The sequence below is a fragment of the Nitratireductor lacus genome (assembly GCF_056431025.1).
Window position 1 is genome coordinate 1 of the sequence record NZ_JBWKMB010000009.1, and the last position, 15,556, is coordinate 15,556.

The window sequence follows — 15,556 nt, forward strand, 5'->3', positions numbered from 1 at the left end:
CGAGGATCAGCGGCATCAGCGTTTCGGCAACGAACCGGCCACCGAAGATGCCGAACATGCCGTCATCGTCAGGGCCAATCCGGAAGGAATTGGGTTCCATGGGTGCAGTCATACGCGCAACGTCCCTTTTTCGCTTTTCCCGATTGAGGCATGGCCAGGCGGGACAAGTCAAACACCTGTCTCGAAAGTGATAATGAGTTAGCGGATTGAAAATAAATCAGAAAACCGAAGAGCCCCGCGCGACATGAAAGGCGACTTGTCCCTTTCGCGGCCCAGCTTTTTCTAGACAGGTTCCATCGTCCTGTTATCCTCGCAGCCATGGTGGTGACTGATCTCATCGACGCGTCGCAAAGGCTTGGCCGGGTGCCCGGCCTGCATTCGCTCGACATTGCCGAGGCCGAGGCCGCCATCGGCGCGCGCTACAGGCCACATCGCCTGTTGATGCCGTCCGGAGAAGCCGCGCTCGATTTTCGGCACCATGCCGTCGCGGGCGAGGGGGCGTCCCTCAACCTCCTGCGCTATGGCCCCGACATCGAGATCGAGGCCGGCATCTTCGACACGTTCTACATGCTGGAGTTCCCGCTCTCCGGCGGGGTGGACATTCTCTACGGGCGTGACCGTGTCGCTTCGCGCCCCGGACGTGGGTTGATCCTCTCGCCGGGCCCGTTCGTGCGCTCCAACTGGCGGCCCGGCACCACGCAGGTGATGCTGCGGCTGGAGCGCGATTTCGTGGAGCGCGCCTGGCAGCGTTACACGGGCGATCCGGTGCGCCGCACGCCTTTCTTCAAGCCGGAAATCGACCTCGACACGCCGGTCGGGCGGCGGCTGGCGCGTCTCTTCGGGCTCATGGTGGCCGAAGAGATCGAGGCCGCAGACAGCACGGCGCTATCGCCCATGCCGCTCGTCAATGCGGTGCTGGAAACGCTCTTTGCCCATGTGCCCTGCCGCGAGGCAGAGCCCTCGGCGCTCGCCGCCGCCGGTCCGCTGCCGCATTATGTGCTGAGCTTCAAGGCGCTGCTCGATGACCCTGCCGCGCTGCCGCTCACCGTATCGACGCTGTGCGAGAGGCTTGATGTCTCCCAGCGCACGCTCACCACGGGAATGCGGCGGTTCACCGGGCTCTCCCCGCATGATTATCTCACCATGCGCCGCATGGAACATGCCCGGCTTCTGCTCGAGCATGGCGATCTGCCGGTCGCCACCATCGCCGCCCGCGTCGGATACGCCCATGCGGGACGGTTCGCCGCCACCTTCCGGCGTTACTGCGGGCACAGCCCCGCACGCTCCAGAACCCTTTCCTGACGCATTTTCGGAAGCATCTGTCCCATTCGGGAAGCGAAATGCAGCCACGCGCTGCCCCGGCGTTGACACGGGACGCGTCCAGACCTGCACTCACGGATCACCGCGCAGGAAAAAACGGCAACTGACCTTGCAAAAAGGCGCTTGCGCGGCGACACGGTGGGCAACATTGTTTTGTCCGCTCCGTGATAGGGAGGGTGGTTTTGAGCCGGGCTGTTCTGGCAATCGATATCGGGTCTTCGGCCCTGAAAGCCGTTCTGTTTTCGCAGGACGGCGCAATGCTTGCCACACGTTCGGCGGCGATCTCCACCGCCTCCGGTGCGGACCGTTCGCAGACCCAGAACCCGGCAGACTGGTGGGCCGCGCTGGTCAGCGCTCTTATCGACATGCCACACAGGCAGGATGTCGCGGCGCTGGTCTTCACCGGTTCCATGCAGAACCTGATTGTTCTCTCGCCCGAAGGCGAAGCGCTGGCGCCCGCCGCGCTCTATTCCGACCGCCGCCTCGATGAAGACGAGATTGCCGCGCTCGAAGCCCGCCTGCCGGGCGATTATGCAAAGCGCGTCGGCAACCGTCCGGACCCTGCGCACACGATCTTCAAGCTCATGCGGCTTGACCGTTTCGCGCCGGATCTTCCGGGCGAACACCGCTTCTTCTTCGGCGCGAAGGATGCCGTCACATTCAGGCTCACAGGCCGCGCCGCGATCGATCCAACCGTTGCCTCCACCACCGGCCTGATGAACATCGAGGAGCGGTGCTGGGATGCCGAACTGCTCGCCACCGCCGGTGTCGAGGCGTCGCGCCTGCCCGAAATACTCCCGGCCGATGAGATCGTCGGTCTACTGCGCGCGGAAGCTGCGGCAGAACTCGGCCTTGTTGCGGGCACGCCTGTGTTCAATGGCGCGGGCGATGCCGCAGCCGCCACCTGGGGCGCCGCCGCTGACGAGCCGGGCCGGGCCTACGCCTATCTCGGCACCACCGGCTGGGTTGCGGCCACGCTCACCATGCAGGATGCCGCGCCCCCGCGTGACATCTACACGCTTGCCGATCCGGTCCATCCCGACCGCGCCATCATCATCTCGCCATTTCTGACGGCGGGCGCGGCCATGGACTGGCTGGCCGAAATCACGGGCGAGCGTGTCGAAGCCCTGCTGGAAGCGGCTGCGACGGCAGACGATGCGCGCGCCGCGCCGCTCTTCCTGCCCTATCTCTCGGGCGAGCGCGCTCCATTCGAGGATCAGCGCGTGCGCGGCGCATTCCTTGGCCTCGACCGCACCCATGGCAAGGGCGCGATGGCGCGCGCCGTGCTTGAGGGCGTGGCGTTCGCCATCCGGCACAATCTGGAAACCGCCGGCCTGCCGCCGTCGCCGCTCACCGTCATTGGCGGTGCGGCCCGCACGCCGCTGCAGCGGCGCACGCTTGCCTGTGTTCTGAACCGCGAGGTCGCCTTTCCCGATGCAAGTCAGGAGATGACGGCGCTGGGCGCGCTGCGCATGATCGCCACAAAGGCCGGTCTCTCGCTTGCCGCCATGGATGCGCCGCCCGTTCTCGCACCGGATACAACCCATGACGCCCCTCGTGCCCAACGCTGCGACAGCCGCTATCAGGCTTATCTCGCGGCGTCCCGTTTCGCGCGGGAACAGGCCCGCCTGCTGACGTAAACGAAAGAAACGAAAACCGTTCAACGGATCGGAGGAAATGATGAAACGCCTGCTTCTCACCACAGCCGCACTGGCCGCTCTCGCTCACGCAACCGCAGCCAATGCCGAAGACATCGCGGTGCTGACGCCCTATCTCAGCTCCGTCGCCACCAATGAAATGGTCGAGACCTTCGCGAAGGAATCGCAGGCGAAGGGCTGGACGGTCAATGTGGTCGACACGCGCGGCGACTTTCAGCAGCTCGCAAGCCGTGTCGAGGACGTCACCAATGCGGGCGCGGACGCCATCGTTCTGGTCAGCGTCGATCCCAACCAGATCGGCGATCAGGTTGCCGCCGCAGCCGGCAAGAACATTCCCGTTTTCGTGCTGGACGGCGCACTTGCCGATGGCGTGACCGCCAACATCACCACCGACAATTTCGCGCTTGGCACCATCCTCTCGGACTATCTGTTCGAGGCGCTGGGCGGCGAAGGCAAGATCGTCAAATTCTTCCACTCGGCGCATCCCGGCGTTCGCCAGCGTGAACTGGCGCTGGATGAAGCGTTGAAGAAGGATCCGGATTTCGAGGTCATCGCCGCGCATTACGTGCAGGTGCCGGGGCCCATCGACAATGCACGGCAGGCCATGGAGACCTTCATTCGCCAGTATGGCGAGGAGATCGACGGCGTCTGGGCCGCCTGGGATGAACCCGCCGTCGGCGCACTGCTCGCCATCCAGAGCGACATGCCCGATGCAGACATCGTGATCGCCGGCATTGACGGCAACCCGCAGGCGATTGACCTCATTGAACAGTGCACCAATCTGGCCGCCACGGTGCGGCAGGATTTTCCGGGCATCGCGAGCGCCGCAGTCGGTGAGATCGAAACCGTTCTGGGCGGCGGCGAACCGTCCTCCCGCGAAATCTTCGTGGAGGCCAAGGTGATCGACCGCGAAACGCTCGGCGCAAACTGCGAGTAAAACCCGCACCGATGCTTGAGATCGAAGGGCTCACCAAACGGTTCGGCGGCGTCACGGCGCTCGATGGCGTGCGTCTCGACGTCGCCGCCGGCCGCGTGCATGCTCTTCTGGGGGAGAACGGGGCGGGAAAATCCACCCTGCTCAAATGCCTTTCGGGCGTGCACCGTGCCGATGCAGGAACGATGAGGCTTTCAGGCAAGGCTTATGAACCCGCCAGCCCCCGAACTGCCGAAACCGCCGGTCTGCGCACCGTGCATCAGGAGCTCAATCTCGTCCCGGGCTTCACGGCCTATGAAAACGCCTATGTGGGCCGCGCCTATCCACGCCGTTTTGGCCGCGTTGACTGGAAGGCGATGCGCACACGCTTCGCGGCCCTGCGTGACCGCCACAGGCTCGATCTCGACATCGACGTGCCGGTTGGTCGCCTCTCGGTCGCCAAGTGCCAGATTGTCGAAATCCTGCGCGCGCTGATGGACGATGCGCGGGTGTTGATCCTCGACGAACCCACCGCCTCGCTCAGCGAGGAGGAGGCGACCGTCCTGCGCCGCATCGTGCGCGATCTGGCCGATCAGGGCCGCGCCATCATCTTCGTGTCGCACCGGCTCGACGAGGTATTCGCGCTGGCCGATGATTACACGGTGCTGCGCAATGGCCAGTCCGTGGGCAGCGGGAAGATCGCAGAGACGTCGCGCGACGAGATCGTCGCGCTCATGGCGGGCGAGGCGTTTCGCCATGAGCGCCATGGCGATGCGCGCGCGCCGGGCGACCCCGTTCTGGAGCTTTCCGGATTCCGCGTCAGCCCGGTCCGCGCCCCTATCGACCTTTCGGTGCGCGCCGGTGAAATCGTGGGTCTTTATGGCGTGGTCGGCAGTGGCCGCTCCAGTCTCCTGAAAGCCGTCTGGGGTGCAAGCGGTGTGGCTGAGGGCGACATCGCGCTTGAAGGTGCGCCGCTCCCGGCCTCGGGCATTGAGAGCCGCAAACGCGCCGGCGTTGCCTATGTTTGCGAAGACCGGCGCAACACCGGCCTCGTCATGCATCACTCCATTCTCGACAATGCCGTCCTGCCGCATCTGGAGCGCCACCGCGCCGTCTCGTCACTGCCCATTGTCTCGTGGAGGCGGGCGCGGGCGGGCGTTCGCTCCGCACTCGAAGGGCTCAGCGTCAAATATGACGGCCTCGGTGACCGCATATCCACCCTGTCGGGCGGCAATCAGCAGAAGATCATGATCGGCCGCTGGTTCGATCCGTCGCTGAAACTCTTCCTGCTCGATGAGCCGACGCGCGGCGTGGATGTGCGATCCAAGGCGGAAATCCACGCGCTGTGCAATCGCCTTGCAGGCGAGGGTGCGGCCGTTCTCTTCGCCACCAGCGATCTTGAAGAACTCCTGATGCTCGCAAGCCGCGTCGTCGTCATGGCGCAGGGGGCTGTCACGCTCGATGCGCCCAACAGCGCCGTCACGCGCCAGTCCGTCATCGACGCCACCTTCCATGCGCCGCCGCAGCCATCAAAGCCGGAGACACGAGTTTGAGCTTTTCCGCCCGCTACGGAACCCTGATCGGCCTTCTGGCCATCGTCGCCCTCTTTGCGGCGCTCTCGCCGGAGGCCTTCGCCAAGGGTTCGAATCTCATCAACATCACCCAGCAGATGTCGCTGCTCGCCATTGTCGCGCTCGGCGCTACCTTCGTCATGTCGCTGTCGGAGTTCGATCTTTCGGTCGGCGCGGTGGTTTCCATGGCGGGCATCGTTTCCGTCACGCTGTTCGGCGCCGGCTGGGGCATCGTGCCCGTCATGCTGGTCACGCTCATTGCAGGCTTTGCCGTCGGCGCGGTCAGCGGGCTTGCGATTGCCACCTATCGCATGCCGAGCTTCATCGTCACGCTTGCCATGGGCACCATTGTGGGCGGCATCACCTACTGGATCAGCGATGGCGCGACGCTCTTCGGAAACATTCCGGTGGGCTTCCGCGATCTGGGGCGCGGCTATCTCGCCGGCATTCCCGTTCTGACCCTCTGGGCGCTCGCGGCGACGCTGTTTGCAGCCTTTATCCTCGACCACACGGAGCTTGGTCGCCGCATCCTCGCCATTGGCGGCAACCGTGAGGCGGCACGGCTCACCGGTGTGCGCATCGTGCCCAACAGTGTGTGGGCCTTCGGCCTCTGCACGCTACTTGCAGCCCTTGCCGGCCTGCTTCTCACGGCGCGCCTCGGCAGCGCCCACCCGACCGGCGGCAACGGTTTCCTGCTTCAGGCCTATGCGGCTGTCTTCCTCGGCATGACCGCCTTCCGCGACGGGCAGGCCAATGCGCTCGGCACGCTCCTGGGGGCGGCGATCATCGCCGTGGTCGCCAACGGTCTCACCATTCTCGGTGTGCCGAACTACCTGCAGGACATCTTCACCGGCTTGATCATCATCGGCGCTGTGCTGGTGCGCAACATCGGCGGCAGGACGGCCTGAGTGCATGGGAGCGGACCGCGCCTATCAGCGTCTCGCCAACCGGCTCATCCGCGAGCTGACTGGCGGCCTGTGGCGCAATGGCGATCCGCTTCCCTCCGAACATGCACTGGCGTCGGCCTATGCCGTCTCGCGGCGCACGGTGCGGCAGGCGCTGGAGCTTCTGCAGCACGAGGGTTTTGTCTCCAAAGGGCAGGGGCGCAGCACCGTCTACCGCGAACGCGCCATCGGGCGCAGCGGCGAAAAGCTGATGGATTTTCCCACCGCTGCCCGCGAAGCGGGCTTTCGCCCGTCAACGCGCCTCATCTCGACGGGGCATGTCGAGGCGGGTCTCTCCATCGCCCACGCTCTTTCTGTCCCGCTCGGAAGCGAGGTGTTCGAAATTCGCCGTGTGCGTCTTCTGGAAGGTCGTCCAGTCGTTCATCAGACCTCGCTCCTGCCGGCTGCGCTGGCTGAGAAGCTGGACGTTTCAAACCTCGCGGAAACCTCGCTTTACACCATGCTGCGCGCGGCGCTGGGGGGCGAAATCTTCCTCGCCCGAGAACATGTCTCGCTTCTGTCGGCGTCGGAAGAAGAGGCAGAGGCACTGTCGATCCCGAAGGCATCCCCCCTGCTCAGGGTCCAGCGCGTGGTGGTGGATGGCAAAGGCCGGGCCGTCGAATACTCCAACTCGGCCCTGCAGGATTCCTTCTTCCGGTTCTAGCGACCGATCCTAAAGCCGCTCTACGAGTTTTACCTGAAACGTGTGCATCTGCCCCTGCCGGGAGATCGAGATATACTCGCCCTGCCGAAATCGTTCTTCACCGAGGCGGAAGCCGATTTCATCGTCGCGTTCTCCCTCCTCATAGTCGAAATACCATTGCCCGCCGGGTTTGCGGCGCAGGCGGCCAATCTTGTCTTCCGCGTTGGGTTCGAAGCGCCGCACGCGGCATTGCGCCTGATGCTTTTTCCATTCCGCAGCGTCGAGATGTCCTTCAACATCAAGCGGGACCAGGAGATCGTAGCCTTCGTCATGGTCACCCATGGGGTGTCCCTTCTCCCGGGCGAGCTCAAGCCGCACATGCCGGAATTTGGGAGAGAGGTCAGAAGCTGAGGTCATGCTGGATCCTTTCGTTCTCCACCACCCTATGGATGTGATTCTGGTCCTGCTTTGACAAAGATCAAGCAGAGAAATCGCCATTTCTGTTGACGCGGTCAAATCCGGCCACCGGTTGGGGCGGCATTGAGAGGACCCGTGCCTGCCTCTACACTGTCACACGCTGCCCCTCGCGCGCAGAAGCAGCGATGGCGTGAATGACCTTCTCGAATTCCAGCGCGTCCGCGAAATCGGGACCGACCTTCTCACCGCCGGCGATTTCTCGCAGGAATGCACCTGCCTCCAGAACCTTGAGTTCGTTGAAACCGAGCTGATGACCGGGCGCAGGGCAGAATGCCGCGTAGGCCCCGTGCGCCGGCCCGGTGAGGATCGTCCGAAAGCCCTGTTCAGCGGCCGGGCCCTCGTTTTGGTAAAGCTGCAGTTCGTTCATGCGCTCCTGCTCGAAAGCGATCATGCCTTTGGTTCCGTGCACCTCGAAGCCGAGCCTGTTTTTCCGGCCCCAGGCGGAGCGTGAGGTGGAAAGCACACCCTGCGCACCGTTCGCAAAGCGCACCAGTGCCGAAGCGACGTCTTCATTTTCCACCGTTCCACGTCCGCTTCCATCGGGCATAGGGCGTGTTTCGTGGATCGTCTGCATGTCGGCGATCAGGCTTTCCACCGGCCCCATCAGCCCGTAAGCCATGGACACAAGGTGGCAGCCAAGGTCACCCAGGGCACCGAGCCCCGCCTCATCGATGCGTGCCCGCCATGTCCATGCGAGTTCCGGATCGGCCTGATAATCCTCGTCCACAAACCCGCGAAAATGCACCGGCGTTCCGATGGCACCCCTGGCAATCAGTTCGCGGGCGTGCTCGAAAGCCGGATTCTTGATGTAGTTGTAGCCGACCATGGTTTTCACGCCGGCCCTGCCGGCCGCTTCAGCCATCGAGCGGGCCTCGTCCAGGGTCAGGCCCATTGGCTTCTCGCAGTAAACATGTTTGCCGGCTTCAATAGCTGCCAGCGCCATCTCGCAATGCATGCGATTGGGCGTGGTGATGGAAACGATCTCCACGCCCGGGTCGTTCACCAGCGCGCGCCAGTCATCCGTGGCGCGTGCGAAACCGAATTGCGCCGCCATCTGTTCGGCGCGCTCCGCGGGCGTGTCACACAGAATTTCCAGTCGTGCGGTCGGCACGTCTCCCAGCACCGCCCTTGCGGCTCGAAAGGCGAGTGCGTGAGCCTTGCCCATGAAACCCGTCCCGATCAGGCCGACGCCGATATCGCGCATGGAAATTATCCTCTACCACTGGAATTTTTATTCCAATTGCGTAAGATCGTTGAAGTCACGCTGTCAAGCGAAAGAAAGAGAGAATTGGCATGTCAGAGCTTTCCGCACCGCAGACCATCGAGGAATTGCTCGACCGAATGCTGGAGGTTTCAGACGGCCTGCCCAAGCGTTTGAAACAGTGCGCCGACTATGTGGCGGCAAATCCCGACCGCATCGCGGTGTCGACGGTGGCGGAAATGGCGGAGGGCGCCGGGGTCAAGCCATCGGCTTTCATGCGGTTCTGCCAGGTGCTCGGTTTCTCCGGCTTCTCGCAGATGCAGCGTCTTTTCCGCGATTCCTATGCACAGAACTGGCCTGATTATCCAACGCGACTCGAAAAGCTGAGAGAGAGCGGGGCCGGCAGTGCCTCGGCGCTCCTTGCCGAGTTCATCGAAGCGGGGCGCCTTTCGCTCGAAAGCCTGGCCAAAACCATCGATCCGGATACGCTCGATGCGTCCATCCGGGCGCTTTCGCAGGCAAACATGGTGCACATCGTCGGTTTACGCCGCGCCTTTTCCGTCGCGGCCTATTTCGCCTATGCCTTCGAGAAGATGAACGTGCCGACGATGATCCACGATCATGTCGGCCGGCTCGACAATCGTCATGCCATCCGCAAGGGCGACGCAGTCATCGCCATCACGTTTGCACCCTACACGCCCGAGACCGTCGAACTGGCCGAGGCTGCACGGGCCGCAGGCGCTGAGGTAATCGCCATTACAGATGCCATTGCCAGCCCGCTTCGGCCCATCACGCCTCTCATGCTGACGGTTACCGAGGCCGATTTCGGTGATTTCCGGTCGCTTTCCGCAACGCTCTCCCTTGCCGTTGCTCTCGTGGTCGCTGTTGGAGCCTCCGCACCGTAAAATGGAATTCTGATGTTGATTTTGCGATAAAAATAGAACATATCTTCCATTATCGAGATCGATGGAATGCCGTTCCCGGCAAACCATCGCCCCCCTGTTGCCGGGTGGGAGCACAGCGCAGCAGGAACGCATGGAGGAGACAGCGATGAAGTCCCTCGACCTCATCACCATCGGCCGGTCCTCGGTCGATCTTTATGGCGCGCAAGTCGGTGGCCGGCTGGAGGACATGGGCTCCTTTAACAAATATATTGGTGGTTCGCCCACCAATATTGCTGCCGGTACGGCGCGGCTCGGGCTGAAGTCGGCCCTGATCACGCGCGTCGGCGACGAGCATATGGGACGCTTCATCCGCGAGGAACTGCAGCGCGAGGGCGTGGACACGCGCGGCGTCGTCACCGACCCCGAGCGCCTGACCGCGCTTGTGCTTCTCGGCATCCGCGATCAGGAGCAGTTTCCGCTGATTTTCTATCGTGAGAACTGTGCCGACATGGCGCTTGGCGAGGAAGACATCGACCCGGATTTCATTGCCGAGGCACGCTGTGTGTGCGCGACCGGCACACATCTCTCTCATCCGCGCACCGAGGCTGCCGTTCTGAAGGCGCTGCGGCTTGCCCGCGAACATGGCGCGCTGACAGCGCTCGACATTGACTATCGCCCCAACCTCTGGGGACTTGCCGGTCACGGTGCAGGCGAAAGCCGCTTCATTGAGTCCGAACACGTCACCGCCAAGCTGCAATCCACTCTGCCCTTGTTCGATCTCATCGTCGGCACGGAAGAGGAATTCCACATTGCCGGCGGTTCGACCGACACGATGGAGGCACTAAGGACCGTGCGCGCGCTGACCGACGCCGTTCTTGTCTGCAAGCGGGGACCGATGGGCGCGTCCGCCTTTACAGGCGCAATTCCCGGCACGCTTGACGAGGGTGAAGCGGGCGAAGGATTCCCGATCGAGGTGTTCAACGTGCTTGGCGCGGGCGACGGTTTCATGTCCGGCCTTCTCAAGGGCTGGCTCTCGGGTGAGAACTGGCAGACCACGCTGAAATACGCCAACGCCTGCGGCGCCTTCGCGGTCTCCCGTCACGGCTGCACGCCGGCGTATCCCTCCTTCGAGGAGCTGAAGCATTTCTTCCGCACTGGCATCCGCGAGACGGCGCTGCGCAAAGACACCGCGCTCGAGCAGGTGCACTGGGCGACGACGCGGCATGGCGACTGGTCGCAGATGCGCGTCTTCGCCTTCGATCACCGCATGCAACTGGAGGCCATGGCCGACGAGGCGGGCGTCCCTCACGAGCGCATTGGAGACTTCAAGAAACTGTGCCTTGCGGCGGCGAAGGCGGTGGCCGACGGTCGTCATGGATACGGAATTCTGTGCGATGGCAGGCTTGGCCGGGATGCGCTCTACGCCGCCTCCGGTTCAGGGCTGTGGATCGGCCGTCCGGTCGAATGGCCTGGCTCGCGCCCGCTCACGCTGGAGCCTGCCATAGGGCCGGATTACGGCGGCCTTGGCGAGTGGCCTCTGGAAAACGTCGTCAAGGTTCTGTGCTTCTACCACCCGGATGATGAGCCGGAGATGCGGGAAGAGCAGGAGGCCACTGTCAGGCGCCTTTTCGCCGCAAGCCGCCGCAACCGGCTGGAGATGCTGCTCGAGATCATACCGTCCAAGGTCGCGGCCTGCGACGATGACACGGCGGCCAGGGTCATTGAACGCTTTTACGAGATCGGCGTTTTCCCCGACTGGTGGAAGCTGGAACCGATGACATCGCGCGCGGCTTGGCAGAACGCCTGCGATGCAATCAGACGCAACGACCCATACACACGCGGTATTGTCGTGCTTGGACTTGATGCGCCGGCAAAGGAACTTGAAGACAGTTTTGCGGTTGCCGCTTCCTTCGATCTGGTCAAGGGTTTTGCCGTCGGGCGCACGATCTTTGCGGATGCGGCGCGGCGCTGGCTCTCCGGCGCGATCGATGACCGGACGGCCATCGCGGAAATGACGGAGAATTATGCAAACCTCTGCGCTGTCTGGGATCGGGCGCGCGCGCGGGCAAGAAAGGGAGAGGCGGCATGAAGACAGTCAGGCTGACGGCCGCACAGGCGGCGATCCGCTATATCGCCGCCCAGAAGAACGAGGATGGCGAGACCTTCATAGCCGGCATGTGGGCCATTTTCGGCCACGGCAATGTGGCCGGCATAGGCGAGGCGCTCCATGCGGCGCGCGACACGCTCACCACCTATCGCGGGCACAATGAGCAGTCCATGGCCCATGCGGCCATTGCCTATGCGAAGCAGCTTGGCCGGCGGCGTGCCATGGCCGTCACCTCGTCCATCGGTCCTGGTGCGACGAACATGGTGACGGCGGCGGCGCTCGCCCATGTGAACCGTCTGCCCGTGCTTCTGATGCCGGGCGATGTCTTCGCCAATCGGGGTCCCGATCCGGTGTTGCAGCAGGTGGAAGATTTTGGCGATGGCACGGTGAGCGCCAATGACTGTTTCAGGCCTGTTTCGCGCTATTTCGACCGTATCACCCGGCCTGAGCAGCTTCTGACCGCGTTGCCGCGCGCCTTCCGCGTCATGACCGATCCGGCCGATTGCGGCCCGGTCACGCTGGCCTTCTGCCAGGACGTGCAGGCCGAGGCCTATGACTGGCCAGAGAGCTTTTTCGACGAACGCATCTGGCGTCGCCGCAGGCCGCAGCCCGACGAGAATGAACTGGCTGATGCCATCGAAGCCATTCGCGCGGCAAGCCGACCGGTTATCGTTGCGGGCGGTGGCGTTCACTATGCCGATGCGTGTGCTACGCTGAAAGCCTTCGCGGAAAAACACGCCATCCCGGTCGTGGAAACGCAGGCGGGCAAATCAGCGCTTCCGTGGGACCATCCACTCAATCTCGGCCCGGTCGGGGTCACGGGTTCGGCCAGCGCCAATGCAATCTGCGAAGAGGCGGATCTTGTTTTCGGTGTCGGCACGCGGTTTCAGGATTTCACCACCGGCTCCTGGGCGCTGTTCAGGAAAAAACGCCGCATCCTCGCACTCAACGTCCAGCCCCATGACGGAACCAAGCACGATGCGCAGGCGCTGATCGCCGATGCAGATGTGGGTCTGAAGCTCCTGTCTGCAGGCCTTGGCAGCTGGAAAGCGGAGGCACCGTCGCCGGTACTGAAGGAAGACTGGTTCAGGGCCGCCGATGCGGTGACGGAAGCACCTGCGGTGGACGAAAACGCGCTGTCCACCGACATGCAGGTGATCGGCGCGGTGCAGCGCGCGGCGCGAGAGAACACGGTGGTCATGTGCGCGGCCGGCACCATGCCCGGTGAGCTGCACAAGCTGTGGAAGGCCGGGCGACCCGGCTCCTATCACATGGAATATGGCTATTCCTGCATGGGCTATGAGATCGCCGGCGGGCTGGGCATCAAGATGGCAGATCCTGAGCGCGATGTGATCGTTATGCTGGGCGATGGCTCCTACATGATGATGAATTCGGAACTCGCCACTGCCGTTTCGATGGGCGTCAAGATCACCGTTGTCATCACCGACAATCGCGGCTTCGGCTGCATCAACCGGCTGCAGATGGGCACCGGCGGAGCCGAGTTCAACAATCTGCTCGACCATACACACCATGTGAATCCGTCGCATATCGACTTCGTCGCTCATGCCGCTTCCATGGGGGCTGATGCGCGCAAGGCCGGGTCCATAGCGGAGCTCGAGACGGCCCTTGCCGAGGCGCGTGCCGCGAAAGGGCCCTTTGTCGTCGTGATCGATACGGACCCCTATCCCACCACTGAAGCCGGCGGCTACTGGTGGGATGTCGCCGTGCCCGAGGTCTCGGACCGGAACGAGGTCAATGCTGCCCGCAAAGCCTATGAAAATGCGTTGAAAGAAAGAACCTGAATGATCCGCTTCGGCACCAATCCCATCGCCTGGTCAAACGATGACGACCAGACCCTCGGCGCGCATATTTCCCTCGAACAGTGTCTGGCCGAGGCGGGGTCCATCGGCTTCGACGGCATCGAAAAGGGGCACAAAATGCCCTCGGATGGCGAGACGCTGAAAGCGGTTCTGGCCGGGCACGGCCTCGTCTTCGTTTCCGGCTGGCATTCGCTCAATCTGCTGGTCAACGACATCGAGACCGAGAAGAAGGCGATCCAGCCGCATCTCGACATGCTGAAAGCGAATGGCTGCAAAGTGTGCATCGTCTGCGAGACGTCGAACGCCGTTCATGGCGATGACGCCGTGGCGCTCGCAGACCGTCCCCGCCTTGAGGATGAGCGCTGGCCGGCCTTCTGTGCCGGTGTGGAGGCGATTGCCGAATATTGTGCGGGGCAGGGCATTGCACTGGTCTATCATCACCATATGGGAACCGTGGTCGAAAACCGCGAGGAGATCGGTCGCCTGATGGATGGCACAGGTCCGGCAACGCGTCTCCTGCTCGATACCGGCCATGCCTGGTTTGGCGGGTCCGACCCGGTGGAACTTGCCGAGACCTATGGCGACCGGGTGTCCCATTTCCATGCCAAGAATGTCCGCCCGGCAGTTCGCAGCGAAGTGGAGAAGGAGAAACTCTCCTTCCTTGCCGGTGTGCGGCGCGGTGTCTTCACTGTTCCAGGCGATCCGGAGGGCGGCATAGCGTTCGAGCCTGTCCTGAGCGTGCTTGCCCGGAAGGGTTATGATGGCTGGCTTGTCATCGAAGCAGAACAGGACCCGCTCAAGGCCGATCCGGTGACATATCAGTCCATGGGGCTGAAGGCGCTCAGGCAGGCAGCGCATGCAGCCGGTCTTGTCCGGGATGATGCCGCATGAATTTTCTCGACCCCCGCCACCCCTTCTTCCGGCCTCTCTGGCGGCGGGTGGCCGTGGTGGCGGTCTGTCTTGGCTGGGGGCTGTTCGAGTTTGTCTCCGGCGCGCCGTTCTGGGGCATTCTGTTCACCGCCGCGGGTGTCTATGCGGCCTGGTCGCTGCTCTACACTTTCACACCCGGCGACACCGAAAACGAATGAGGTAAGCACCGTGTCCGATCTTCTGGTCAAACCCGCAGGCACCACCGGCAAGGTGCATGACATCACACCGGAATCGGCGGGCTGGGGCTATGTCGGCTTCGGTCTCTACCGTCTGAAGGCAGGTGAAACGGCCTCCGAGGCGACCGGGGACCGCGAGTCAATTCTCGTTCTGGTCGAGGGCAAGGCGGAGATTTCCGGCGCAGGCAGGGATTTCGGCGAACTGGGCGAGCGCATGAATGTCTTCGAGCGTCTGCCGCCCCACGCGGTCTACATCCCCAATGGCGCTGAATGGCAGGTCAAAGCCACGACGGACTGCACGCTCGCTGTCTGCACCGCGCCCGGCAGGGGCGGTCATGAGGCGCAGGTGATCGGCCCCGCCGGCATCAATCTTGAAGAGCGCGGCAGGGGCGCCAACACGCGCTTCATTCACAACATCGCCATGGAAGGCCGCGACGTGGCCGACAGCCTGCTCGTCACCGAAGTCTATACCCCGCAGGGCAACTGGTCGTCCTATCCGCCGCACCGTCATGACGAGGACGATTTCCCGAACATGACCTATCTGGAAGAAACCTATTACCACCGGCTCAACCCGGCTCAGGGCTTCGGCTTCCAGCGGGTATTCACCGAGGATGGCGAACTGGACGAGACCATGGCCGTCAGCGACCACGATGTGGTTCTGGTGCCGAAGGGGCACCATCCCTGTGGCGCGCCCTATGGCTATGAGATGTATTATCTCAACGTGATGGCCGGTCCCTTGCGCAAATGGCGCTTCGCGAACCACCCGGATCATGACTGGATATTCCAGCGGGATGCAAAAGCCGGCTGATTACAAATCAGGTGCTCCGGGCGTCGCTCCCGCGAAAGGTTGATGCCATACTGCCCCGCAGTGTGCTGAGTCGCACCCGCCATTCGCGGCAATGGCGTGCGAAC

Annotated in this window: 14 protein-coding genes; 12 read left to right on the forward strand and 2 right to left on the reverse strand. The window is 63.3% G+C overall.

Translation table 11 applies throughout. The features are described from left to right. Window positions 1–318: 318 nt before the first annotated feature. The 6 genes from AC07E3_RS09085 (at window position 319) to AC07E3_RS09110 (ending at window position 7,070) form a co-directional block, all read left to right on the forward strand. The gene (locus AC07E3_RS09085) at window positions 319–1,302 is read left to right on the forward strand and encodes a helix-turn-helix transcriptional regulator (RefSeq protein ID WP_478361338.1); all 984 of its coding nucleotides are present in this window, start codon (window positions 319–321) and stop codon (window positions 1,300–1,302) included. Between the two features lie 194 nt (window positions 1,303–1,496). Further along, a complete protein-coding gene (locus AC07E3_RS09090) occupies window positions 1,497–2,960 on the forward strand; it encodes a xylulokinase (protein WP_478361340.1) in 1,464 nt (487 codons plus the stop codon). 40 nt (window positions 2,961–3,000) lie between these two features. Then, window positions 3,001–3,915: a sugar ABC transporter substrate-binding protein gene (locus AC07E3_RS09095; protein WP_478361342.1), complete on the forward strand. Its 915-nt coding sequence runs from the start codon at window positions 3,001–3,003 to the stop codon at window positions 3,913–3,915. Between the two features lie 11 nt (window positions 3,916–3,926). Then, a complete protein-coding gene (locus tag AC07E3_RS09100) occupies window positions 3,927–5,444 on the forward strand; it encodes a sugar ABC transporter ATP-binding protein (protein WP_478361344.1) in 1,518 nt (505 codons plus the stop codon). Beyond that, on the forward strand, window positions 5,441–6,370 hold the full coding sequence (locus tag AC07E3_RS09105) for an ABC transporter permease (RefSeq protein ID WP_336071397.1): 930 nt from the start codon (window positions 5,441–5,443) through the stop codon (window positions 6,368–6,370). The genes AC07E3_RS09100 and AC07E3_RS09105 overlap by 4 nt, the downstream gene beginning before the upstream one ends. Window positions 6,371–6,374: 4 nt before the next feature. Further along, window positions 6,375–7,070 (forward strand): GntR family transcriptional regulator, encoded by a 696-nt coding sequence (locus AC07E3_RS09110; RefSeq protein ID WP_478361346.1) that lies wholly within the window; start codon window positions 6,375–6,377, stop codon window positions 7,068–7,070. 9 nt (window positions 7,071–7,079) lie between these two features. Here the strand turns inward: AC07E3_RS09110 and AC07E3_RS09115 are convergent, their stop codons facing one another. Further along, on the reverse strand, window positions 7,080–7,466 hold the full coding sequence (locus tag AC07E3_RS09115) for a hypothetical protein (protein WP_336071395.1): 387 nt from the start codon (window positions 7,464–7,466) through the stop codon (window positions 7,080–7,082). A 145-nt stretch (window positions 7,467–7,611) separates the two neighbouring features. Next, window positions 7,612–8,730, reverse strand: a complete 1,119-nt coding sequence (locus tag AC07E3_RS09120; protein ID WP_478361348.1) for a Gfo/Idh/MocA family protein — start codon at window positions 8,728–8,730, stop codon at window positions 7,612–7,614. An 89-nt stretch (window positions 8,731–8,819) separates the two neighbouring features. Here AC07E3_RS09120 and AC07E3_RS09125 point away from each other — a divergent pair, with 89 nt between their 5' ends. From AC07E3_RS09125 to iolB, 6 genes are all read left to right on the forward strand, one after another. After that, window positions 8,820–9,632, forward strand: coding sequence for a MurR/RpiR family transcriptional regulator (locus tag AC07E3_RS09125; RefSeq protein ID WP_478361350.1), 813 nt, complete (start codon window positions 8,820–8,822; stop codon window positions 9,630–9,632). Window positions 9,633–9,777: 145 nt separating this feature from the next. Then, window positions 9,778–11,700: a bifunctional 5-dehydro-2-deoxygluconokinase/5-dehydro-2-deoxyphosphogluconate aldolase gene (locus tag AC07E3_RS09130; protein WP_478361352.1), complete on the forward strand. Its 1,923-nt coding sequence runs from the start codon at window positions 9,778–9,780 to the stop codon at window positions 11,698–11,700. Next, on the forward strand, window positions 11,697–13,520 hold the full coding sequence (iolD, locus tag AC07E3_RS09135; RefSeq protein ID WP_478361354.1) for a 3D-(3,5/4)-trihydroxycyclohexane-1,2-dione acylhydrolase (decyclizing): 1,824 nt from the start codon (window positions 11,697–11,699) through the stop codon (window positions 13,518–13,520). The genes AC07E3_RS09130 and iolD overlap by 4 nt, the downstream gene beginning before the upstream one ends. After that, window positions 13,521–14,429 (forward strand): myo-inosose-2 dehydratase, encoded by a 909-nt coding sequence (iolE, locus tag AC07E3_RS09140; RefSeq protein ID WP_478361356.1) that lies wholly within the window; start codon window positions 13,521–13,523, stop codon window positions 14,427–14,429. Then, window positions 14,426–14,626 carry a DUF3329 domain-containing protein gene (locus AC07E3_RS09145; protein ID WP_336071390.1) on the forward strand — a complete coding sequence of 67 codons (201 nt, stop codon included), beginning with the start codon at window positions 14,426–14,428 and terminating at the stop codon, window positions 14,624–14,626. The genes iolE and AC07E3_RS09145 overlap by 4 nt, the downstream gene beginning before the upstream one ends. 10 nt (window positions 14,627–14,636) lie before the next feature. Further along, window positions 14,637–15,452, forward strand: a complete 816-nt coding sequence (gene iolB / locus AC07E3_RS09150) for a 5-deoxy-glucuronate isomerase (protein ID WP_478361358.1) — start codon at window positions 14,637–14,639, stop codon at window positions 15,450–15,452. Window positions 15,453–15,556 lie beyond the last annotated feature (104 nt).

What these genes read in the sequence shown, in the direction of transcription:
- AC07E3_RS09110 (WP_478361346.1), top strand. Translation starts at nt 6,375, where the DNA reads ATGGGAGCGGACCGCGCCTATCAGCGTCTCGCCAACCGGCTCATCCGC.
- iolD (WP_478361354.1), top strand. Translation starts at nt 11,697, where the DNA reads ATGAAGACAGTCAGGCTGACGGCCGCACAGGCGGCGATCCGCTATATC.
- AC07E3_RS09145 (WP_336071390.1), top strand. Translation starts at nt 14,426, where the DNA reads ATGAATTTTCTCGACCCCCGCCACCCCTTCTTCCGGCCTCTCTGGCGG.
- AC07E3_RS09120 (WP_478361348.1), bottom strand. Translation starts at nt 8,730, where the DNA reads ATGCGCGATATCGGCGTCGGCCTGATCGGGACGGGTTTCATGGGCAAG.
- AC07E3_RS09125 (WP_478361350.1), top strand. Translation starts at nt 8,820, where the DNA reads ATGTCAGAGCTTTCCGCACCGCAGACCATCGAGGAATTGCTCGACCGA.
- AC07E3_RS09100 (WP_478361344.1), top strand. Translation starts at nt 3,927, where the DNA reads ATGCTTGAGATCGAAGGGCTCACCAAACGGTTCGGCGGCGTCACGGCG.
- AC07E3_RS09095 (WP_478361342.1), top strand. Translation starts at nt 3,001, where the DNA reads ATGAAACGCCTGCTTCTCACCACAGCCGCACTGGCCGCTCTCGCTCAC.
- AC07E3_RS09130 (WP_478361352.1), top strand. Translation starts at nt 9,778, where the DNA reads ATGAAGTCCCTCGACCTCATCACCATCGGCCGGTCCTCGGTCGATCTT.
- iolE (WP_478361356.1), top strand. Translation starts at nt 13,521, where the DNA reads ATGATCCGCTTCGGCACCAATCCCATCGCCTGGTCAAACGATGACGAC.
- AC07E3_RS09085 (WP_478361338.1), top strand. Translation starts at nt 319, where the DNA reads ATGGTGGTGACTGATCTCATCGACGCGTCGCAAAGGCTTGGCCGGGTG.
- AC07E3_RS09115 (WP_336071395.1), bottom strand. Translation starts at nt 7,466, where the DNA reads ATGACCTCAGCTTCTGACCTCTCTCCCAAATTCCGGCATGTGCGGCTT.